The organism is Micromonospora sp. DT4, from assembly GCF_049841675.1.
Classification (GTDB): domain Bacteria; phylum Actinomycetota; class Actinomycetes; order Mycobacteriales; family Micromonosporaceae; genus Micromonospora.
The window spans coordinates 81,078-102,003 of the sequence record NZ_JBNCKT010000006.1; the positions used below are offsets into that span (position 1 = coordinate 81,078).

Below are 20,926 nucleotides of genomic sequence, written 5' to 3' on the forward strand. Positions count from 1 at the left end.
CGACCGGAGCGGCGTGAGTGGCTCGGGCCAGGCTGCGGAGTACCGGGCGGCCGATAGACTCTCCGGTCATGAGCGTTGAAGAGGACACGGCCAACCAGGGCCGGCTGCTGGGGACGGTCCGCGGTCCGCAGGACGTCAAGCGGATGTCGGGCGAGGAACTGGATGTGCTCGCCGCCGAGATCCGGGACTTCCTGATCGCCAAGGTCTCCCGCACCGGCGGGCACGTCGGGCCCAACCTCGGTGTGGTCGAGCTGACACTGGCCATGCACCGCGTCTTCGACTCCCCCCGGGACCGGCTCCTGTTCGACACCGGCCACCAGGCGTACGTGCACAAGATCCTCACCGGGCGTCAGGCCGGCTTCGACAAGCTCCGCCAGCGCGGTGGCCTCTCCGGCTACCCCAGCCAGGCGGAGAGCGAGCACGACCTCATCGAGAACTCGCACGCCTCCACCGCGCTCTCCTACGCCGATGGCCTCGCCAAGGCGTACGCCCTGCGTGGCGAGCAGCGCAGCGTCGTGGCCATGGTCGGCGACGGCGCGCTCACCGGCGGCATGTGCTGGGAAGCGCTGAACAACATCGCCACCGCCGGCAACTCGTTGGTGATCGTGGTCAACGACAACGGCCGTTCCTACTCGCCCACCATCGGCGGGCTGGCCGACCACCTCTCCTCGCTGCGGCTCAACCCCGGCTACGAGAAGGTCCTCGACACCGTCAAGGACGCCCTCGGCTCCACCCCGCTCGTCGGCAAGCCGATGTACGAGGTGCTGCACGCGGTCAAGAAGGGCATCAAGGACGCCGTCGCCCCGCAGGCCATGTTCGAGGACCTGGGCATCAAGTACGTCGGCCCGGTCGACGGGCACGACGTGGCGGCCGTCGAGTCGGCCCTGCGCGCCGCGAAGAACTTCGGCGGCCCGGTGATCGTGCACGCCGTCACCCGCAAGGGGTATGGCTATCGCCCGGCCGAGGAAGACGAGGCCGACTGCCTGCACGGCCCGAGCAGCGCCTTCGACGTGGAGACCGGCACGTTGCTGGCCGCCCCCTCGGTGAAGTGGACCCACGTCTTCGCCGACGAGCTGCTCGCCGTCGCCGACGAACGGCCCGACGTGGTGGGCATCACCGCCGCCATGGCCGAGCCGACCGGCATCGCCAAGTTGGCCCGCAAGTACCCCGAGCGGGTGTACGACGTGGGCATCGCCGAGCAGCACGCCGCCACCTCGGCGGCCGGCCTCGCGCTCGGCGGCCTGCACCCGGTGGTCGCCGTCTACGCCACCTTCCTCAATCGCGCCTTCGACCAGGTTCTGCTGGACGTGGCGATGCACAAGCTGCCGGTGACCTTCGTGCTGGACCGGGCCGGCATCACCGGCCCGGACGGCCCCAGCCACTACGGCATCTGGGACATGTCGGTCTTCGGCGTGGTGCCCGGTCTGCGGATCGCCGCTCCCCGTGACGCCGCCACCCTCCGGGAGGAGCTGCGCGAGGCGGTGGCCACCGACGACGGCCCGACCGTCCTGCGCTTCCCGACCGGCGCGGTCGCCGCGGACCTGCCGGCGCTGCGCCGGGTCGGCACCGTCGACGTGCTGGCCGAGTCGACGCGTACCGACGTGCTGCTCGTCGCCGTCGGCTCCTTCGGTCAGATGGGCATGGAGGTCGCCGCCCGGGTCGCCGAGCACGGTTACGGCGTCACCGTCGTCGACCCCCGCTGGGTGCGCCCGGTCCCGGCCGAGCTGGTCGACATGGCCGCCCGCCACCGGCTCGTGGTCAGCATCGAGGACGGCGTCCGCGTCGGCGGTGTCGGCGACGCTCTCGGCCAGGCGATGCGTGACGCCGACGTCCGGGTGCCGCTCAAGGACCTGGGCGTACCGGCCGACTGGCACCCGCACGGCACCCGCGCGCAGATCTTCGCCGACCTCGGCCTTACCGCGCAGGACGTGGCCCGCGACGTCACCGGCTGGATCTCCCGCCTGGACGCCACCCCGGACCACCTGACTCCCACCAGGACCGCCGCCCAGAACTAGTCCCTGGAACGTCACGACGGCGGGCGCGCCCCTCTCCCGGGACGCGCCCGCCTTCCGTGCGCGCTACCTTGGCACCGCTCTGCGCGGCCTCCCGCCCTCTGCGCGCGGCCTCCCGCCCTCTGCGGCGCGCCGATCTTGCACTTTCGGTTGTCGTAACGCACCGTTCGCGCCTTATGTCGCAGCAGAAAGTGCAAGATCGCTGGGGCTGGGGCTGGGGCTGGGGCTGGGGCTGGGGCTGGGGCTGGGGCTGGGGCTGGGGCGGGTTAGCGGCGGGGGCTTACCGAGCGGTAGTGGGTCTTGTCGGTGTTGGCGAGGCTGTAGGTCTGGGTGCGGGATGGCTCGGGCACGACCACCAGGCCGGGGCGTTCCACCAGCAGCGGGGTGCCCGGTGGCACCGAGAGCGAGCTGTCCCGGGTGGCCCGCCAGCTGAGTACGAGCAGCGGCTGGCCGGGGACCGGGAGCTGGTACGTCTGCAGCGGGGTGGCCCGGTCGGCCGGCGAGACCACCGGCGCGCTCCCGTCCGCCGGGCGGTAGACGACAGCGGTCATCGTGCCGGCGTCGGTGTCCCAACTGAGCTGCTGCAACTCGGCCGGCTCGCCGCCGCCGAGCGCCACCTCGCCGAGCGACCGGACCGAGAGCTTCGCCATCGGCCAGGACGTCGGCACCGACTTCGGTGCGTCCCGGTCACCGATCCGGCGCGGAATGCTGCCGAACGGACCCCGCTCGCCCGCCAGCACGCAGGTGTCCAGGCCGGTGAGCGCCCGCCGGCCCGCGCCGGACTCGTCCCGGACCAGCGGATAGCGCGGGTCGGTCGTACCGGTGCCCAGGTCGAGCAGGCGGTCGGCGGCCCGCCCTCGGGGCAGAGACTCGGTGGCCCGCAGGGTCGCCGTCACGCCGACCGCCATGCAGGCCGGGACGTCGACCGGCGCGCTGAGACCGTCGGCGACGGCCAACGCCCGCCCCTGCGGTCCGAGGAGCTGCTGCACCCGGGCCGAGACCAGGTAGCGCCGGCCGCCGGCCGTCTGCACCGGCAGCACGTCGGAGTAGACCAGGTAGCCGGGGTCGGTGTATTCGGTGGCGCGGGTGATGGCGTACCGGCCGCCGTCGCCGGTGAGTTGCAGCAGCCAGGACGCGCTCTCACCCGGTACGTCGACCGCGACCAGGGCCACCGGGGCCCCGTCGATGCGCCCGGAGAAGAGAATGCCGGACGAGGGCAGGTGCGCCCGGTCGTCTGCTGGCGAGCGCCACTCGCGCACCGCCTCGGTGACCGCCCTCGTCACCGCCGTGTCGCCGGACAGGTCACCCCGTGGCGGCCACACGGCCAGCGTGCCGTCGAGGCTGTCGTACCCCACCCGCAGATCGCGGGGCGCGCGGTCCGCGACGGGACCGCACGCGGTGGCGGCCAACAGTGCGGTGAGCAGGACGGCGAGCGTCCTGCCGTGCCGGCGGCCCGGAGTCACCTGATCCGCCCCCGATCGCCTCGCCGTCGTTCTCGGAAAGCGCCATAGTACGAGATGTCCGACGCGACGCCGCCGCTGGCCGGTTCCGCTCCCACCACAATGGACATCACCGGGGCTTTAGTGCCCTTTCGGCACTCCGGTAGACTCCGCCGACTGTGACGCCTGCCGAGTCCCGCGCCCTCGCTCCCCGGGCCAGGTCCGTCGGGGCGCCCGGCGACTCCGCCGCTCCGGCCGACCGCGTCGACACCGCCCCGGCCACCTCGACCCCGGCCACCCCGACCCAGGCCACCCCGACATCGGCCGCGTCGACCTCGGCCGCGTCGACCCCGGCCACCCCGACCTCGGCCGCGTCGACCTCGGCCTCGATCGCCCCGCCCGTGACCGCGCCGGAGGCGAGTGCCCCGGCCTCGACCCTGCCGGACGAGGCCGTGCCGGGACCGACCGCGCCGGATGAGACGGTCGCGGCGTCCGGGTCCAGGCGGAGCCGTTGGCCCGGCTGGACCCGGCGGCGGCAGCACCTGGCGGTCGGCGCGCTGTTCCTGCTCGCCGCGCTCTGGGTGACCAGCCGGATCTGGCTGGACCCGGCCGGCCGGGTGGCGTCGCTCTACACCGGTGACCCCGCTCAGGTGCAGTTCTTCCTTGCCCACTCGGTACGGGTGGTGCTGCACGGGGAGTATCCGTTCTACACCGAGCAGTTCAACTACCCTGACGGCGTCAACCTGATGGCCAACACGGCGGTGCTGGCGCTGGGCATCCCGATGGTGCCGGTGACCCTGCTGTTCGGCCCGGCGGTGTCCTTCGTCGTGCTGGTGACGCTCGGCCTCGCCGGCACCGCCATGGCCTGGTATCTCGTGCTCCGCCGCCACATCGTGCGTACGCCGCTCGCGGCGGCGGCCGGCGGCTGGTTCTGCGGCTTCTCCCCGGCGATGCTCTCGCACGCCAGTTGGCACCCGAACATCATCAGCCAGTTCCTGCTGCCGTTCATCGTCTGGCGGGTTCTGGTGCTCACCCGCTCGCGCCGGCCCGTCCTCGACGGCGCCCTGCTGGCCCTGCTCGTCACCGCGCAGGCGTTCATCAACGAGGAGATCCTGCTCTTCACGGCGATGGCCTGCGGGATCTTCCTGCTCGCGGTGGTGGTCCAGGAGCCGGCCCGTTGGTGGGCGGCGTGGCGACCGTTGGCCGCCGGTGTCGCCGCCTGCGCGGTGCTGGCCGGGGCGCTGCTGGCGTACCCGCTGTACGTGCAGTTCGCCGGGCCGATGGCGTACCACGGGCTCAGCGACGCGGTGCAGGACTACGGCAACGACATCGCCGCGTTCTTCGCGCCCGGTTCGGCCACGCTCGGCGGCAACCAGCGGGCCAACGTCAACCTGGCGCCGAACTACTCTGAGGAGAACGCCTTCTTCGGTTGGAGCCTGTCGCTGCTCGCCGTCGGCGTCGTGGTCTGGCTGCGTCGGGAGATGATCGTCCGGGCGCTCGCCACGACCGGCGCGTTCTTCGCCCTGCTCTCGCTCGGTGAGCAGATTTCCTGGTGGGGCCGGGACCTGATCACTGGGCCGTGGGAGCTGCTGGTGCACCTGCCCCTGCTGGACGCGGTGGTGCCGACCCGGTTCGGTCTGATCACCACGGTGGTCATCGGCCTGCTGCTCGCGCTCGCCGTCGAGCGGGCCTGGGCGCTGCGTCCGGCCGAGCGGCGTACCGTCCGGATGCTCACCGCCGCAGGCCTGGCGTTCGCGCTGCTGCCGATCGCTCCGATGCCGCTGCGGATGGTCTCCCGGCCGCCGGTGCCGGAGTTCATCACCGCCGACCGCTGGCGGGCGTACGTCGGTCCGGACCAGACGCTCGTGCCGATCCCGGTGCCGAGCATGGGCAACACGCACGGCATGCGCTGGGCGGCGGCCACCAACCTCGACTTCAAGATCCCGGGTGGATACTTCCTCGCCCCCCGCAACGGCAACACCGGTGACCCGGGTCGGTTCGGCGGCCGACCCAGCGGGGTGAGCCAACTGTTGGAGGAGGTGGCGACCACCGGTCGTACCTCCAAACTGGACGACCGGCAGCGCCGGCGCTTCACGGACGAGCTACGGCACTGGCGAGCGGCGATCCTCGTGCTGCCGATCCGTCAGCAGAACGCGGAGCCGCTGCGGCGTACCGTCGAGGAGCTGGTCGGTCCCGGTCGCCAGGAGCTGGACGTCTGGGTGTGGGATGTCCGGATGCTGACCGACCGCTCGGTCTGATGACCACCGGAACGGCGCCGGTCGAGGTGCCGCCCGCCCGTCCACCATGGACGGCGCGGTTGTCGGACGCGCTGGTGGTCGCCGGTTACCTGGGGCTGGCCGTGGTGCTGACCAGCGCGCAGTGGGGCCACCCGCACCGACTGTTCCACCAGGCCGGTGACCAGGTGCTCTTCGAGTGGATGCTGGCCCACGCGGCACACGCCGTCATCGAGGGGGAGAACCCGCTCTTCAGCACCGCCCTGAACGCGCCGGACGGGGTCAACCTGATGGCGAACACCTCGGTGCTCGGCCTGGGTGTCCCGCTGGCCCCGGTCACGCTGCTGTTCGGCTCGCAGGTGGCGTACTGCGTGGCGGTGGTCGGCTGCCTCGCCGGCACCGCCACGGCCTGGTATGCGCTGCTGCGCCGTCGGCTCGTCACCGTCCGCTCGGCGGCGGCGCTCGGCGGGCTGGTCTGTGGCTTCGCCCCCGGCCTGGTCGCCCAGGCCGGTGCGCACCTGCACGTGGCCGCCCAGTTCCTGCTGCCGGCGATCCTCGCACTTGTGTTCCGGCCGGACTCGCGCCCCGCGCGGGCGTGGCGGCCCGGTGTCGGCCTCGGGCTGCTGCTCGTCTGGCAGGTCTTCATCGGCGAGGAGGTGCTGGTCTTCCTGGCGCTCGCCGCCGGTGTCTTCGCGCTGGGCTACGCCCTGGCCGACCGGGCCGGGGCCCGTCGCCTCGCGCCGGCCCTGCTGGGTCGGCTCGCGGTGGCGGCCGTGGTGGGCGCGGTGCTGCTGGCGTACCCGCTGTGGTTCCAGTTCCACGGACCGCAGCACTACACCGGGATGGCCTTCGCCGCGCCCGGCTTCCAGCTCGACGCGGCGTCGTTCACCGCGTCGGCCCGGCAGACCGTGCTCGGCGACGACTGGCTGCCGGGTCTGCTCTCGCCGAACCCGACGGAGGAGAACTCGTTCTTCGGCCCCGGGCTACTCGTCCTCGCCGTCGTGATCGTGGTCTGGCTGTGGCGACGACCGCTGGTCCGCGCGCTGGCCGTCTGCGGCGTGGTGTTCGCCCTGCTGTCGCTCGGCACCGAGCTGCGGGTGGACGGCGCTGCCACCGGAATCCCGGGCCCATACCGGCTGGTCGCCGGACTGCCGCTGCTCGACCTCGCGGTGCCGGCCCGGTTCGCGCTGGTCTGCGTGCCGGTGTTGGGGGTCCTCGTGGCGCTCTCCGTGGACCGGGTCGCCGAGGCCCGCCGGGCGGCCATACCGGGGCTGCCGGTACGACTGCTGTGGGCCGGAGCAGTGGCTGCCGCGCTGCTGCCCCTGACGCCGACACCGATCCGTGTGGTTCCGGTTGCGCCGGTGCCGGGCTTCGTCAACGCGGGTGGGTGGCGGCCGCTGGTGCCCGCCGGGCGGACCGTGGTGGCGGTGCCTCCGGTTACCGGTGCCGCGCTGAGCCCGGTCATGCTCTGGTCGGCGCGTACCGGGCTGTCGTTCGACGCCCCGGGTGGGTACTTCATCGGCCCCAGCGGGCCGGACGACCCGGCGGCCCGCTGGGGTGCCCCGGACCGGCCCACCGCCGTGCTGCTGCGCAGGGCCGTCGAGACGGGCGTGACGCCGGTGCTCGGCGAGGCCGACCGCCGCCAGGCCGTCGAGGATCTGCGGCACTGGCGAGCGGCGGTCGTGGTGCTCGGCTGGCTGCCGAATGCCGACGCCGTCCGGCGGACCGTCGACGGCCTGCTCGGCGCGGGCCGCCCGGTCGACGGTGGGTGGATGTGGGACGTCCGGCCGCTGGTGGGCTGATCAGCCCACCAGGGCGCGGACGTCCCAGACCCAGACGTCGTCGACCCGCTGCGGCTGCCCGAGCAGCGCGGTGACCAGCTCGCGGAGCACCGCCTCGCGCGGGTGCGCTCCGAGCACCACCACCGACGCCCGCCAGAACCGCAGATCCTCGACGGCCTGCCGCCGGTTCTCGTCGGTGAGCGCGGGCACGACACCGGCGTCCATCGTGGAGTAGACGAGGCTGCTGGTGGGCCGGTTCGGTGCGCCGAAGACGCCCTCGCCCAACTCGTTCGGGCCGATGAAGTAGCCGCCCGGAATGGGGAACTCCTGCTTGGTGAGGGCACTCCAGCGCAGCGTCGGCAGACCGTGCACGTTGCTCGGGATCGGTACCGGCACGAGGGTCCGTCCCGCCGGCACGTACGGCCGCCAGCCGCCTGCGGTGATGAAGTGCGGCGGCGGGGCGATCTGCTGCGCGGGTAGCGGCCGGGGGAACAGCGGCAGCAGGGCGAGGGCGACCGCCGCGTACCCCAGGGGACGTAGCCACCGTCGGCGCGGCGCGACCGGCGCGGCGGCGGCCGGCTCCCCGGCGCGCGGGGCCGGCGCGAGGCCCGCGCGGCCCTGGCGGGACGCCGCCTCGCAGAAGAGCGCCAGTAGTACGCCCACCGCGGCGGCGACCACCAGCGCCAGACGGGTTGGCATCATCATCTCGACCAGCGGCAGATCGTCCGACACGTACGACCACGGGCCGGGGACGTGAGTCTCCACCCCGTCGAAGCGCACCCACGGCCCGATCGCGGCCACGGTGAACACCACGACGAGCACCGCGACGACCCGGGCAGCCAGCGAGCGGCGTACGAGCAGCGCCAGAGCCACCAGCGAGAGCAAGACCAGCGGCCAGCCGAACCAGGTGTTCTGCTCGGTCAGCCCGATCGTCTTCTCGACCTCCGGGTCACCCGCCCAGGTGTCCCGGGCGAAGGTGACGAAGGCGACCAGGTCCTCGCCCCAGTTGTGGAAGACGCCACCCTGTAGGCCCCGGTAGGACTGGGGGCCGTCGAACTGGAACCAGATCGGGTACGCGGTGAGCACCAGGGCGAGCCCGCCGGCCACACCCATCCCGGCCAGGAACGTCCCGGCCATGGCGCGGGTGGCCCGTGGCCGCTGCACCGCGTACGCCAGCACGACGACGAGGCAGGCCAGCGCGGTGAGCAGCAGCATCTCCTCGTTGATGAAGATCTGGTACGTCACCAGCGCGCCGAGCACCAGCCCGTTGCGCCGCCACCGGCCCGGCTCACCGAGCCGCAGCACCCGCACCACGATCAACGGGAGCAGGAAGTTGGAGACGAAGTTGGGCTGACCGTTGGCGTGGTGGATGATGCCCGGCGCGAAGCCGAGGAAGGCCCCGCCGACGAAGGCCGCCGCCCGCGAGCGCACCAGGTGCCGTGAGAGCATCCAGTACCCGGTACCGGCGGTGGCGGCCAGCGCCCCGCCCAGGTAGAGCGCGTACATCACCTGAGGGCCGAGCAGCATGGTCAGCGGTGCCAGCGGCAGGGTCACCCCGAGCAGTGAGGTGTTGGCCATCATGTTCACCCCGTCCGGGGCGTTCTGCCGGGCGGTGAACAGCGGGTTCTCCAGGTGCCGCACCGAGTACGCGCCGTGCGCGAACAGCCACTCGAACCAACTGTGGTCGGTGGGCAGGTGCGACGAGACCCGACCGGTCACGTCCCCCCAGTAGTTGAGGCAGACGAAGACGCCCAGCACCACATAGGCTCCGAGGGCCAACAGGTCGGCTCGGGCCGGACGGCGTCGAGGCCGCCGTGTCGGCTCGACCTCGGCCGGCTCGGCGTCGGTCACGGGATTCAGCGAAGGGTCTACCACCGGCACAGCCACGACGCGCCATCGTACAGGCGAGGACGCGTCGCTTTTGCCGGGCCGGTACGGCCACGGCCGGTTTGCCGGACCGCCCGGTCGGGCCGCACCGGCGATGCTGCTCTGTCGCCGTCAGGACGCCGCGTTCGGGGTGTGGCGGTTGCCCCGCTGACCGTCGGCGGGTCCCGGCGGTCGGCGAGGGAGGATGGTTGCCGGCCGGCGCTAGGTTGTCGGTGGTCAGCAGCGAGGAGGCCGGCATGCGGGTACTGGTGGTGGAGGACGAACGCAACCTCGCCGACGCGATCGCGCGCGGGTTGCGCAAGCGGGGCATGGCGGTCGACGTGGCGTACGACGGTGACGCCGGCCACGAGGCGGCATTCGTCACCCGGTACGACGTGGTGGTGCTCGACCGTGACCTACCCGGTGTGCACGGCGACCAGATCTGCGCCGACCTCGCCGCGTCCGGGGCGCTGACCCGGGTGCTGATGCTGACCGCGAGCGGCACCGTGGCCGACCGGGTGGAGGGGCTGCAACTCGGCGCGGACGACTACCTGCCCAAGCCGTTCGCGTTCGATGAGCTGGTCGCCCGGGTGCAGGCGCTGGGCCGGCGGGCCACCCCGGCCGCGCCGCCGGTGCTCGAACTGGCCGACCTGGTGCTGGACCCGGGACGGCGGGTCGCCACCCGCGCCGGTGTGCCGATGGACCTGACGAACAAGGAGTTCGGGGTGCTCAGCGAGCTGCTCAAGGCCCGGGGCGCGGTGGTGTCCAGCGAGGAGCTGTTGGAACGGGTCTGGGACGCCAACACCGACCCGTTCACCACGATCGTCCGGGTGACCGTCATGACGTTGCGAAAGAAGCTCGGCGATCCACCATTGATCGAGACGGTGGTGGGCGCGGGTTACCGCACGGCCGAGGTCCAGCCGTGAGGGGCTGGTTGCGGCCCACCCTGCGGTTGCGGTTGACCCTGCTCAACGGGGTGCTGCTGGTCGGCGCGGGCGCGATCCTGGTGTTCCTGGCCTGGCTGCTGGTCCGCGACGCGCTGCGGCCCACCGATGAGCTGCTCCCCGGCACGACAGTGGTGCTCTCCGACGGCGGCGAGATGGACGCCGCCCAGTGGCAACGCCAACTGGTCGACGCCGCCTCCGGGGAGTTGCTGGCCAAGGGCCTCGTGGCGCTGTTGGCGATCAGCGTGGTCGGGGTCGCCGGCGCGTACGCGGTGGCCGGGCGGGCGCTGCGGCCCCTGCACCAGGTCACCGCGACCGCACAGCGGCTCGGCGAGGCGACGCTGGACCAGCGCATCGGCTACTCGGGCGCGGACGACGAGGTGGCCGAGCTGGCGAAGACGTTCGACGCGATGCTGGACCGGATCGCGTCCGCGTTCGAGGCGCAGAAGCGGTTCGTGGCGAACGCCTCGCACGAGCTGCGGACCCCACTCGCCGTCATGCGGACCGAGATCGACGTGACGCTCAGCGACGACGACGCGGACGCCGCCGAGTACCGCCGGATGGCCACGGTGGTCCGCGACGCCTCGGAGCGGGCGAACGGCCTGGTCGACGCGCTGCTCGTGCTGGCCCGCAGCGAGGCGCAGACCGGACGGCGGCTGGGCCGGCGTACCGAGTGTGACCTCGCGACGGGCACCGCGAACGCGCTGTCGGCGATGCGCCGCGAGGTGGAGCGGATCGGCCTGCACGTACAGACGTCGCTGGAGTCCGCGCCGGTGGTCGGCGATCCGGGGCTGCTCGACCGGCTGGCCGGCAACCTGATCGAGAACGCCGTCCGCTACAACCACCTGCACGGGCGGCTCTGGGTGCGTACCGGCACCGACGGCGACCGCTCGTGGCTGGTGGTGGGCAACACCGGTTTCGAGGTGGACCAGGCCGACGTGCCGGGACTGTTCGAGCCGTTCCGGCGCGGCGGCCGGGAACGTACCGGGGCGCGCGGCTCCGGCCTGGGGCTGTCCATCGTCCGCGCGGTCTGTCAGGCGCACGGCGGCACGGTTCGGGTGGTCGCCCAGCCCGGTGGTGGCCTGGAGGTGACCGTCACCCTGCCGACCGCGGACGCCCCGGCGGTGACCGGCCCGCTGTCCGCTGCCAGTTGAGCGGTCGGCGCGGTCGGCGCGGTTGGCGCGGTCGGGAGGTCGGCGCGGTCGGCGCGGTTGGCGGTGTCCGCGCCGTCCATCGCCTCGGCGATCACCCCATCGCCGTCGACCGCCTCGAAGTTGCCCGTCGCCCGGGTGAAGCCGATCGCGGCCGCGTGGGAAGACGATCGCGGTGGCCGGACCGGTCCATGAGAGACGATCCGGCCACCGCGACGGTGGAGCTGAACGGTCAGGCGGGCAGGCTCGCCGCCCCGCGCGGCAGGAACCTCCGACCGGTGACCCGCTCGGAGGTGCCGGTGCGGTCCAGGTACGGCGTGACGCCGCCCAGGTGGAACGGCCAGCCGGCGCCCAGGATCATGCACAGGTCGATGTCCTGCGCCTCGGCGACCACGCCCTCGTCCAGCATCAGCCGGATCTCCTGCGCGAGCGCGTCGAGGGCGTTCTGCCGTACCTGCTCGGCGGTCAGCGGCTGGTCGCCCACCACCAGCAGCTTCGCGACCTCGGCGTTGACCTGGTCGTCGACCACGATCGGCTGACCCGAGTCGGCGATCCGCTTGAGGTTCTCGCTGACGCCGAACCGGTCCGGGTACGCGGTGTGCAGGGTGCCGCCCACGTGGTACGCCACGGCCGGCCCGACGAGCTGGAGCAGGGCGAGCGGTCGCATCGGCAGGCCCAGCGGGTCCAGGGCGCTGTCCGCGACGTCCAGCGGGGTGCCGGCGTCGACGGCCGCGAAGACGGTGCCCAGGAAGCGGGTGAGCAGGCGGTTCACCACGAACGCCGGGGCGTCCTTGACCAGCACGCTCGACTTCTTGAGCTGCTTGCCCACCGCGAACGCGGTCGCCAGGGTGGCGGCGTCGGTGCGTTCGCCTCGGACGATCTCCAGCAGCGGCAGCACGGCCACCGGGTTGAAGAAGTGGAACCCGACCACCCGCTCCGGGTGCTCCAGCTCCGCGGCCATCTCGGTGATCGACAGCGAGCTGGTGTTGGTGGCGAGCACCGCCTCCTTCGAGACGATCTTTTCCAGCTCGGCCCAGACCTGCTTCTTGACGCCCAGGTCCTCGAAGACCGCCTCGATGACGAAGTCGGCGTCCGCGAAGGCGCTCTTGTCGACCGTACCCGAGACCAGGCCGTACAGCTTGGCGGCGGTGCGCTTGTCCATCCGGCCCTTGGTGACGGCCTTCTCGATCTGGGTGTGCACGTAGCCGACGCCCTTGTCCACCCGGGCCTGGTCCAGGTCGGTCATGACGACCGGCACCTGGAGACGGCGGGCGAACAGCAGCGCCAACTGGCTGGCCATCAGGCCGGCGCCGACGATGCCGACCTTGGTGATCGTGCGGGCCAGGCCCTTGTCCGGTGCGCCGGCCGGCCGCTTGGCCCGCCGCTGCACCAGGTCGAACGCGTACAGGCCGCTGCGCAGCTCCTCGGAGAAGACCAGGTCCGCCAGGGCCTCGTCCTCGGCGGCGGTGCCGGCCGCGAAGTCGGCGTCCTTCGCCGTCTCCAACAGGTCGAGCGCCTTGTACGCGGCCGGGACCGCGCCGTGCAGCCGCTGGTTCAGCGTCTCCCGGGCGAAGTAGAGCACGCCCGCCCACATGTCCTTGTCGACCTCGGGTCGGGTCACCGTCACCTGACCACGCACCACACCGGCGGCCCACTCGAGCGAGCGTTCCAGGAAGTCGGCCGGTTCCAGCAGGACGTCCGCGATGCCCAGCTCGGCGGCCTGCTTCGGCTTGAGCATCTTGTTCTGCATGAGCGGGTTCTGGATGATGACCTGGGTGGCGGCGGGGATGCCGATCAGGTTCGGCAGCAGTTGGGTGCCGCCCCAGCCGGGCACCAGGCCGAGGGACACCTCGGGCAGGGCGAGCGTCGCCGCGCCACCGGAGAGGGTCCGGTAGTGGCAGTGCAGCGCCAACTCCAGGCCGCCGCCCATCGCCGCGCCGTTGACGAACGCGAACGTCGGCACCGTGCTGTCCTTGAGCCGGGCGAAGACCCGGTGACCGAGCCGGCCGATCTCCAGCGCCTGCGCGCGGTCGGCGAGCTGCGGCAGGCCGACGATGTCCGCGCCCACGCAGAAGATGTACGGCTTGCCGGTGACCGCGATGAACGCTGGGTCGGCGGCGAGCGCGGCGGTGATCGCCTTGTCCAGGCTGGCCAGCCCACCCGGGCCGAAGGTGTTCGGCTTGGTGTGGTCGAGGCCGTTGTCCAACGTGATCAGGGCGGCGGGTCGGTCCAGCCCCGGCACGTTCACCTGGCGCAGCAGCGCCTTCGTGACGACCTCGCTCGGCGCGGTCAATGCACTCACTTGTCGCCCTCCGTCCAGTGCGGGTTCTCCCAGATGACCGTGCCGCCCATGCCGATGCCGATGCACATCGCGGTGACGCCGTAGCGGACCTCGGGGTGCTCGGCGAACTGGCGGGCGAGCTGCGTCATCAGCCGTACGCCGGAGGAGGCCAGCGGGTGGCCGATGGCGATCGCGCCGCCCCAGGGGTTGACCCGTGGGTCGTCGTCGGCGATGCCGAAGTGGTCGAGGAAGGCGAGCACCTGCACGGCGAACGCCTCGTTCAGCTCGAACAGGCCGATGTCGTCGATGCTGAGCCCGGCCAGGCGCAGGGCCTTCTCCGTCGACGGGATCGGCCCGATGCCCATCACCTCGGGCTCCACCCCGACGAAACCGAACGACACCAGCCGCATCGCGACCGGCAGACCCAGTTCGCGGGCGGTCGCCTCGTCGGCGAGCAGGCTGGCCGTCGCGCCGTCGTTCAGGCCGGCCGCGTTGCCCGCGGTGACCTTGCCGTGCGGGCGGAACGGGGTCTTCAGGGTGGCGAGCTTCTCCAGCGAGGTGTCCCGGGGCGCCTCGTCCACCGTGGCCAGACCCCAGGCGCCCTCGGCGTCGCGGACCGACATCGGTACCAGGTCGTCCTGGAGCTTGCCGTTGGCGTACGCCTTGGCGGTCTTCTGCTGCGAGGCGAGCGCGAACGCGTCGGTGCGCTCCTTGGTGATGTGCGGGACCAGGTCGTGCAGGTTCTCCGCAGTCGCGCCCATGACCAGGGCGGACGGGTCGACCAGCTTCTCCGCGATGATGCGCGGGTTGGGGTCCACGCCCTCACCCATCGGGTGGTGGCCCATGTGCTCGACGCCGCCGGCGATCGCGACGTCGTACGCGCCCATGGCGATGCCGCTGGCCACGGTGGTGACCGCGGTCATCGCGCCGGCGCACATCCGGTCGATGGCGAAGCCGGGCACGGTCTTGGGTAGACCGGCCAGCAGGGCGGCGGTACGGCCGATGGTCAGGCCCTGGTCCCCGATCTGGGTGGTGGCCGCGACGGCGACCTCCTCGACCCGCTCCGGCGGTAGCTGCGGGTTGCGGCGCAGCAGCTCACGGATACAGCGGATCACCAGGTCGTCGGCGCGGGTGTTGGCGTACATGCCACCCGCTTTGCCGAATGGGGTACGGACGCCGTCAACGAAGACGACATCCCGAACTTCACGGGGCACTTGAGCCTCCTTCTCGACCATCATTCGGCCTCCGCGCCGCTGGGCGGCGCACCGGACCGAATGAGGGTCTCGGCCGGGCGGGGCACGTCACCCGGAATGCTACTCGCCAGTAACCAACTCCGTCCCCACCGCCCCGCTGTGGCCCACCCCACAACACCCACCCCGAAACCCCGCCCACGCCCCACTCCCGGCCCGGGACCCACCCCGGCCCCACGCCCGTTGATCATGAAGTTGTTGTCGGGACACGCCGACGCCGGCGGCAATAACTTCATGATCAACGAGGGCGGGCGGGGCGGGCGGGCGTGGGCGGGCGTGGCGGGCGCGGGCGGGGCGGGCAGTGGGGTGGGTGGGTGGGTGGGTGTTAGGGGATGGGGTTGGGGGACAGGGCCTCTGTCAGGTGCGGGTTCAACAGGCCGATCTGCCACTCGCGGGCGTTGAAGCCGCGCAGGGCTTCCGCCACCGCGGCCTCGGTGATCTCATCCGGCGGGCTCCACGCCAGGCGACGTACCGAATCCGGGGTGATCAGGTTTTCCGGGGGCAGGTTGTGCTCGCCCGCGATGCGGACCACCGCCTCCCGGCAACGGGCCAGGCGACCGGCCGCCACCGGGTCCCGCTCGGCCCACCGGTGCGGTGGGGGTGGACCCTCCACCGCCGGGGTGACCGGAAGCGCGTCGTCCGCCAGTTCCCGGGCGTCGTCGAGCGCGGCCAGCCAGGTGCGGGCCAGTCGACGGACCGAGCGGCCACCGAAACCGGGCAGCGTCAGCAGCGTCTTCTCGTCCTTCGGGTCCAGCTCGGCCGCGGCGACGATGGCCGAGTCGGGCAGCACCCGACCGGGAGCGGCGTCCCGCCGGGCGGCGATCTGGTCGCGGGCGTACCACAGCGAGCGGACCCGGGCCTGGGCCCGCGCCCCGCGTACGCGGTGGATGCCGGACGTACGCCGCCAGGGCTCCGCGCGTACCCGGGGCGGCCGGGCGCCGGTACGGACCAGGGCGGCGAACTCCTCGGCGGCCCAGGCCGACTTGCCCTGCCGTGTCAGTTCGGCGTCGAGCGCGTCGCGCAGGTCGGTGAGCATCTCCACGTCGAGCGCGGCGTAGGTCAGCCACGACTCGGGCAGCGGACGACTCGACCAGTCCGCCGCCGAGTGGTGCTTCTCCAGGGTGAAACCGAGTAGCTGCTCGGTCAGCGCGGCCAAGCCGACCCGCTCGAACCCGGCCAACCGAGCGGCCAGTTCCGTGTCGAACAGCCGGCGTGGGCGCAGCCCCACCTCGGCGAGGCACGGCAGGTCCTGGCTGGCGGCGTGGAGCACCCACTCGGCGTCGCCGATCACCGCGTCGAGCGCGCTGAGGTCGGGCAGCGGCAGTGGGTCGATCAGCGCCGTGCCGGCGCCGGCACGGCGTAGCTGTACGAGGTACGCGCGCTGGCTGTAGCGGTAGCCCGAGGCGCGCTCGGCGTCCAGGGCCACCGGGCCGGTGCCCGCCGCGAACCGGGCCACGACCTCGGCGAGCTCGGCCCGGGTGGCCACCGGTTCGGGGGTGCCGTCACGCGGGGCGGTCAGCGGAACGGGCCCACCGTCGGTCGGGTCGGGCCCCTCGCCCGCCGGCTGCGGCTGGGCCGACAGCGGGTGCTGGGGTGCGTGTCCCGGAGGTTCTGCGGCGGGCCGACGGCGCAGGGGTGGTTCGTCGGTCACCTGCCAACCCTAGTGCGCGCGCCGATCCGGCGTGCGCAGCCGGTCCGGCGTGTGTCGGCCGGGTGTCCGCAAGGTGTTCTTTCGGATGCCGGACATCGGGGCAGACAAAGCCCGTTCGCGCAGGTACGGTCCATCGAGCCGTCGGCCCCGATCGTGTGACTTCCGGAACGACGGCCGCACGGGGAGACCACGGGGAAGGGCACGACGATCATGACGGCTGGCTTCGGTGCGGGCGACGGGCGACCGATGGGCGGTGCCGAGCCGGACGGTGTGAGCGGTTCGTCCGGCGGACGGCCCGGCCCCCTGCCCCCGCGCATCGAACCGCATCCACAGGTCGGCGCCACCTGGTCCGGCACGCCGGGCGGCACCGAGCCGCCCACGGCTGTTCCGGCGCCCCGCACCGGATGGTCGGCGCCGCCCAACAGCGGGCAGTGGAGCCAGGGCCCCACCCCGGCCGGCCCGCCCGCCGCGCCCGCGGGACAGGGGATGGCCCCCGGCTACCCGGCGGGGCCCTACGGCGCCGCGCCGTACGCCCCGGCAGCCCCCGCGTCGCACGGCGGCGGCTACCCGCCCGCGGGGGACCTGGCCAGCGCACCACCGTTCTCCGCCGGCCAGCCCACCTGGCCGGGCGTCACCCCACCGCCCGTCCGACCCACCCGACGCCGCTGGCCGGTCGTGCTCGCCGCCCTGCTCGTCGTCGCGCTGGCCGCCGTGGCCGGCTTCCAGGCGTACCAGCTGGACCGGCTCGGCGACCGGCTCGCCGCCACCGACCGCCGGTTGGCGCAGGCCCAGGACGGCGACGGTGCTCGTCTCGACGGCCTGGAGAAGCGCGCGGACGCCCTGGAGAAGCAGGCCGGGGCCGCGTTCAACCCGGAGGCGGTGGCGAGCGCCGTGCTGCCCAGCGTGTTCCGGGTACGGGCCGGCCAGTTCACCGGCAGCGCGTTCGCGGTGGGCAAGCCGGCGGCCGGCGGCGGCACCAATTTGTTCACCAACTTCCACGTGGTCGAGTCGGTGTGGGAGGCCGGTGGACGCGAGGTCTTCCTGGAACGCACGGACCAGCGTTTCCCGGCCACCATCGTCAAGGTCGACAAGACCAACGACGTGGCGCACCTGCGTACCACCGGCAAGTTCACCGGCCTGGTCACCGCGCCCACCGCCGTGAAGTCCGGCCAGCAGATCGTCGTCGTCGGTGCTCCGCTCGGCCTGGAAGACAGCGTCACCACGGGTGTGGTGAGCGCGTTGCGCGCCGCGCAGGGTGGCTCCGGACCGGCCATCCAGTTCGACGCGCCGATCAACCCCGGCAACTCCGGCGGCCCGGTGATCAACGGCAGCAAGCAGGTGGTCGGCATCGCCACCGCCAAGGCGCGCGACGCCGAGGGCATCGGTCTGGCCGTACCGATCAAGGTCGCCTGCGACGGTTTCAAGATCTGCTGACCCGCGGCTCCGGCCGCTCGCGCCACCCATGGCCTTCCGGCCGTGCCCGAGGTCTCCGGGTCCTCGGCCCCGGACGAACCTGCCGCTGCATCCGGTCCGTCGCGCCCACCGGCGGAGGACCTGCTCATCTGGAGGAAGAACATGTCCCAGCCACCGACCGGTCCGGAGGGCCTTCCGGCCGCCACCCCGACGCCGCCCGTCTCGCCCGAGGCCGACGCGACGGTGCCGCACGCGACGCTGCCGTCCGCGCCGGGCACCGACCCGACCGTGCCGTACCCGGCCGGGCAGCCGACGCCGCAGCAGTACGCGCCGGGCCAGCAGCCCACGCCAGGCCAGCCCACGCCAGGCCAGCCCGCGCCAGGCCAGCCCGCGCCAGCCCAACCCATGCCGGCCCAGCCCGCGCCGCCGCAGCAGTACGCGCCCGGCCAGGCCGCCCCGCAGTACGGTGCCCCGCAGACGTCGGCCTACCCGGCCAGCGCCCCGCCGTACGGCCAGCCGATGTCGGCGCCGCCGGTCTCCGGTCCGGCCTACGGGCAGCCGATGTCGGCGCCGCCGGTCTCCGGTCCGGCCTACGGGCAGCCGATGTCGGGCCCGCCCGGTATGACGCCGTACGGTGCCGCGCCGGCTCCTCGGCGCGGTCGCGCGGTGCTGGTGCTGGCTCTGGTGGCCGCTCTGCTGTTCGTCGTCAGCGGGGTGATGACCGGGCTGTTCGTGACCAAGAACAACGAGCTGAACCGGACCGAGAAGCGTCTCACCGCCCAGGTCAGCGAGCGTGACGGCACCATCGCGGCCAACACCAGTGAGATCGGCAAGCTCAAGACCGAGCTGCAGGTCATGCAGGACAAGCTCGACAACACCGAGCAGGATCTGACCGGCACCCGGAACGACCGTGACGAGCAGACCCGGCAGAAGAAGGTCATCGCCAGCTGCCTGGACAAGCTGACCACGGCGCTGGGCGCGGCGGCGGCCGGCAACAAGAGCAAGTACGACGCGGCGATGAAGGGCCTCGACAAGGTCTGCGACGAGGCGGAGAACTACCTCTGATCCGCCGCGCCGCCCGCCGTCACCACAGTGTTCAGGCGGTGGCGGCGGGGCGGCGGTCGGAGAGAGCGGTGACCCCGGGTGGGGGCAGGCCGGCGGTCGAGGCGAGCAGGGTGCACCACCCGAGCAGGTGGGGGGCAAGGTTGTCGTCGACGGGTGTCCAGGAGGCGCGGATCTCGATGTCGCCGGCTGTGGGCGGGCCCGCGAGGTCACCGAACCGGGTCGACATGGTCTGGGTGACCGTCCCGCCGATCGCGCGGTGACGGGCGTCCTGGGTGTCGAGGGCGTCGGTCAGCCATGTCCAGCCGACCCCGGGTAGCAGCGGGTCGGCGGCGAGGTCGACCTCCAACTCGGCCGTCACGTAGGTGACCAGTCGTAGCGTGCCCTGCCACGCCTCGTGTCCGGCCGGGTCGTGCAGCAGGATCAGCCGGCCGGTGGCCACCTCGTCGCCGTCGCGCAGCACCGTCGCGGAGAGCGCGAACGTGAACGGCGCGAGCCGTTGGGGCGCGCCGACCTCCTCCAGCGTGATCTCCGGCCGGGGCGCCGACGACCGCAGCCCGGCGACCGCGCGGGCGAAGGTCTCCGGGAGCGCGATCGGGGGGGCCATGTCGGCAGCCTATGCCGCCGTGGGGTCGCCCGCTTCGACGGCGCGCCGACACTCGCGACGGGGCGCCCGAGTGTGGAACGTGCCCTTCCTCTCACCCCCACCCGGTCCGAGGCGGGCGGCGTGGCACGATTGCGGCGATGACCACGGATACCACGGGCACTGCCGCCCGAGACGGACACCCGCGCCCCGGCGGGCCGGCCGACTCGCCCTTCATCCGGGCCTGTCGGCGTCGGCCCGTCCCGCACACCCCGGTCTGGTTCATGCGCCAGGCGGGCCGCTCCCTCCCGGAGTACCGGGAGATCCGGGCCAACGTGCCGATGCTGGAGTCCTGCCGCCGCCCGGAGCTGGTCACCGAGATCACCCTCCAACCGGTGCGCCGGCACGGGGTGGACGCGGCCATCCTGTTCAGCGACATCGTGGTGCCCGTCGCCGCGGCCGGGATCGACCTGGACATCGTGCCGGGCACCGGCCCGGTGGTCGCCGAGTCGATCCGTACCGCCGCCGACGTCGACCGGATCCGCCCGATCACCCGCGACGACGTCCCGTACGTGGACGAGGCCGTCCGCCAGCTCGTGGTCGAGCTGGGCGACACCCCGCTGATCGGCTTCGCCGGCGCGCCGTTCACGCTGGCCAGCTACCTCGTCGAGGGCGGTCCGTCGCGGACCCACGCCAAGACCAAGGCCCTGATGTACGGCGATCCCGAGTTGTGGCACGCGCTCTGCGCCCGGCTGGCCGACGTGACGCTGGCCTTCCTGCGGGTGCAGATCGCCGCCGGTGTCTCCGCCGTCCAGCTCTTCGACTCGTGGGCCGGCGCGCTCTCCGAGGCCGACTACCGCCGCTACGTGCTGCCGCACTCGACGGCCGTGCTGAGCGGGCTGGCGCACGCCGGTGTGCCGCGCATCCACTTCGGGGTGGGCACCGCCGAGCTGCTGGGCGCGATGGGCGAGGCCGGCGCGGACGTGGTCGGCGTCGACTGGCGTACGCCGCTGGACGTGGCCACCGGCCGGATCGGGTCGGACAGGGCGGTGCAGGGCAACCTGGACCCGTGTCTCCTGCTCGCGCCGTGGCCCGTGGTGGAGGCCGAGGTGCGCCGCATCCTGGAGCAGGGCCGGGCGGCCCCCGGACACGTGTTCAACCTCGGCCACGGTGTGCTGCCGGAGACCGACCCGGATGTGCTGACCCGGGTGGTCGCGCTGGTGCACGAGGTGTCCAGCCGCCGGGCCGACCAGGGCTGA

14 protein-coding genes are annotated in these 20,926 nt (G+C 73.1%); 8 read left to right on the forward strand and 6 right to left on the reverse strand.

What is annotated here, in order from left to right; genetic code table 11:
* The first annotated feature begins 68 nt into the window (after nucleotides 1-68).
* Nucleotides 69-2,015, forward strand: coding sequence for a 1-deoxy-D-xylulose-5-phosphate synthase (gene dxs, locus ACLQ24_RS04240; RefSeq protein WP_425889070.1), 1,947 nt, complete (start codon nucleotides 69-71; stop codon nucleotides 2,013-2,015).
* Between the two features lie 263 nt (nucleotides 2,016-2,278).
* Here dxs and ACLQ24_RS04245 read toward each other — a convergent pair whose 3' ends face one another.
* Entirely contained in the window at nucleotides 2,279-3,475 is a 1,197-nt protein-coding gene (locus ACLQ24_RS04245; RefSeq protein WP_425889071.1) for a hypothetical protein, read from the reverse strand.
* A 413-nt stretch (nucleotides 3,476-3,888) separates the two neighbouring features.
* On the opposite strand from ACLQ24_RS04245, the gene ACLQ24_RS04250 reads away from it, so the two are divergent.
* Nucleotides 3,889-5,709 (forward strand): hypothetical protein, encoded by a 1,821-nt coding sequence (locus tag ACLQ24_RS04250; RefSeq protein WP_425889097.1) that lies wholly within the window; start codon nucleotides 3,889-3,891, stop codon nucleotides 5,707-5,709.
* Nucleotides 5,709-7,487 carry a hypothetical protein gene (locus ACLQ24_RS04255; RefSeq protein WP_425889072.1) on the forward strand — a complete coding sequence of 593 codons (1,779 nt, stop codon included), beginning with the start codon at nucleotides 5,709-5,711 and terminating at the stop codon, nucleotides 7,485-7,487. Before ACLQ24_RS04250 ends, ACLQ24_RS04255 begins: the two co-directional genes overlap by 1 nt.
* On the opposite strand, the gene ACLQ24_RS04260 is transcribed toward ACLQ24_RS04255, so the two are convergent.
* Entirely contained in the window at nucleotides 7,488-9,317 is a 1,830-nt protein-coding gene (locus tag ACLQ24_RS04260; protein WP_425889073.1) for a hypothetical protein, read from the reverse strand. It abuts the gene before it with no gap.
* 272 nt (nucleotides 9,318-9,589) lie between these two features.
* On the opposite strand from ACLQ24_RS04260, the gene ACLQ24_RS04265 reads away from it, so the two are divergent.
* Together ACLQ24_RS04265 and ACLQ24_RS04270 are read left to right on the forward strand one after the other, a co-directional pair.
* On the forward strand, nucleotides 9,590-10,258 hold the full coding sequence (locus ACLQ24_RS04265) for a response regulator transcription factor (protein ID WP_425889074.1): 669 nt from the start codon (nucleotides 9,590-9,592) through the stop codon (nucleotides 10,256-10,258).
* The gene (locus ACLQ24_RS04270) at nucleotides 10,255-11,430 is read left to right on the forward strand and encodes a sensor histidine kinase (protein WP_425889075.1); all 1,176 of its coding nucleotides are present in this window, start codon (nucleotides 10,255-10,257) and stop codon (nucleotides 11,428-11,430) included. The genes ACLQ24_RS04265 and ACLQ24_RS04270 overlap by 4 nt, the downstream gene beginning before the upstream one ends.
* Before the next feature lie 229 nt (nucleotides 11,431-11,659).
* On the opposite strand, the gene ACLQ24_RS04275 is transcribed toward ACLQ24_RS04270, so the two are convergent.
* The 3 genes from ACLQ24_RS04275 to ACLQ24_RS04285 form a co-directional block, all read right to left on the reverse strand.
* Entirely contained in the window at nucleotides 11,660-13,729 is a 2,070-nt protein-coding gene (locus ACLQ24_RS04275) for a 3-hydroxyacyl-CoA dehydrogenase NAD-binding domain-containing protein (protein ID WP_425889076.1), read from the reverse strand.
* Nucleotides 13,726-14,922, reverse strand: a complete 1,197-nt coding sequence (locus ACLQ24_RS04280) for a thiolase family protein (protein ID WP_425889077.1) — start codon at nucleotides 14,920-14,922, stop codon at nucleotides 13,726-13,728. Before ACLQ24_RS04280 ends, ACLQ24_RS04275 begins: the two co-directional genes overlap by 4 nt.
* Nucleotides 14,923-15,283: 361 nt before the next feature.
* Nucleotides 15,284-16,609, reverse strand: coding sequence for a ribonuclease D (locus ACLQ24_RS04285; protein WP_425889078.1), 1,326 nt, complete (start codon nucleotides 16,607-16,609; stop codon nucleotides 15,284-15,286).
* 210 nt (nucleotides 16,610-16,819) lie between these two features.
* Between ACLQ24_RS04285 and ACLQ24_RS04290 the strand changes: the two genes are divergently transcribed.
* Both ACLQ24_RS04290 and ACLQ24_RS04295 read left to right on the forward strand, forming a co-directional pair.
* Nucleotides 16,820-18,043 (forward strand): S1C family serine protease, encoded by a 1,224-nt coding sequence (locus ACLQ24_RS04290; RefSeq protein ID WP_425889079.1) that lies wholly within the window; start codon nucleotides 16,820-16,822, stop codon nucleotides 18,041-18,043.
* A gap of 141 nt (nucleotides 18,044-18,184) precedes the next feature.
* Complete coding sequence (locus ACLQ24_RS04295; protein WP_425889080.1) at nucleotides 18,185-19,087, forward strand: hypothetical protein; 903 nt, start codon at nucleotides 18,185-18,187, stop codon at nucleotides 19,085-19,087.
* Between the two features lie 31 nt (nucleotides 19,088-19,118).
* Here the strand turns inward: ACLQ24_RS04295 and ACLQ24_RS04300 are convergent, their stop codons facing one another.
* Nucleotides 19,119-19,691 (reverse strand): DUF3000 domain-containing protein, encoded by a 573-nt coding sequence (locus tag ACLQ24_RS04300; RefSeq protein ID WP_425889081.1) that lies wholly within the window; start codon nucleotides 19,689-19,691, stop codon nucleotides 19,119-19,121.
* Between the two features lie 137 nt (nucleotides 19,692-19,828).
* Between ACLQ24_RS04300 and hemE the strand changes: the two genes are divergently transcribed.
* Nucleotides 19,829-20,926, forward strand: coding sequence for a uroporphyrinogen decarboxylase (gene hemE, locus ACLQ24_RS04305; protein ID WP_425889082.1), 1,098 nt, complete (start codon nucleotides 19,829-19,831; stop codon nucleotides 20,924-20,926).

What these genes read in the sequence shown, in the direction of transcription:
- ACLQ24_RS04265 (WP_425889074.1), top strand. Translation starts at nt 9,590, where the DNA reads ATGCGGGTACTGGTGGTGGAGGACGAACGCAACCTCGCCGACGCGATC.
- ACLQ24_RS04255 (WP_425889072.1), top strand. Translation starts at nt 5,709, where the DNA reads ATGACCACCGGAACGGCGCCGGTCGAGGTGCCGCCCGCCCGTCCACCA.
- ACLQ24_RS04290 (WP_425889079.1), top strand. Translation starts at nt 16,820, where the DNA reads ATGACGGCTGGCTTCGGTGCGGGCGACGGGCGACCGATGGGCGGTGCC.
- dxs (WP_425889070.1), top strand. Translation starts at nt 69, where the DNA reads ATGAGCGTTGAAGAGGACACGGCCAACCAGGGCCGGCTGCTGGGGACG.
- ACLQ24_RS04295 (WP_425889080.1), top strand. Translation starts at nt 18,185, where the DNA reads ATGTCCCAGCCACCGACCGGTCCGGAGGGCCTTCCGGCCGCCACCCCG.
- ACLQ24_RS04300 (WP_425889081.1), bottom strand. Translation starts at nt 19,691, where the DNA reads ATGGCCCCCCCGATCGCGCTCCCGGAGACCTTCGCCCGCGCGGTCGCC.
- hemE (WP_425889082.1), top strand. Translation starts at nt 19,829, where the DNA reads ATGACCACGGATACCACGGGCACTGCCGCCCGAGACGGACACCCGCGC.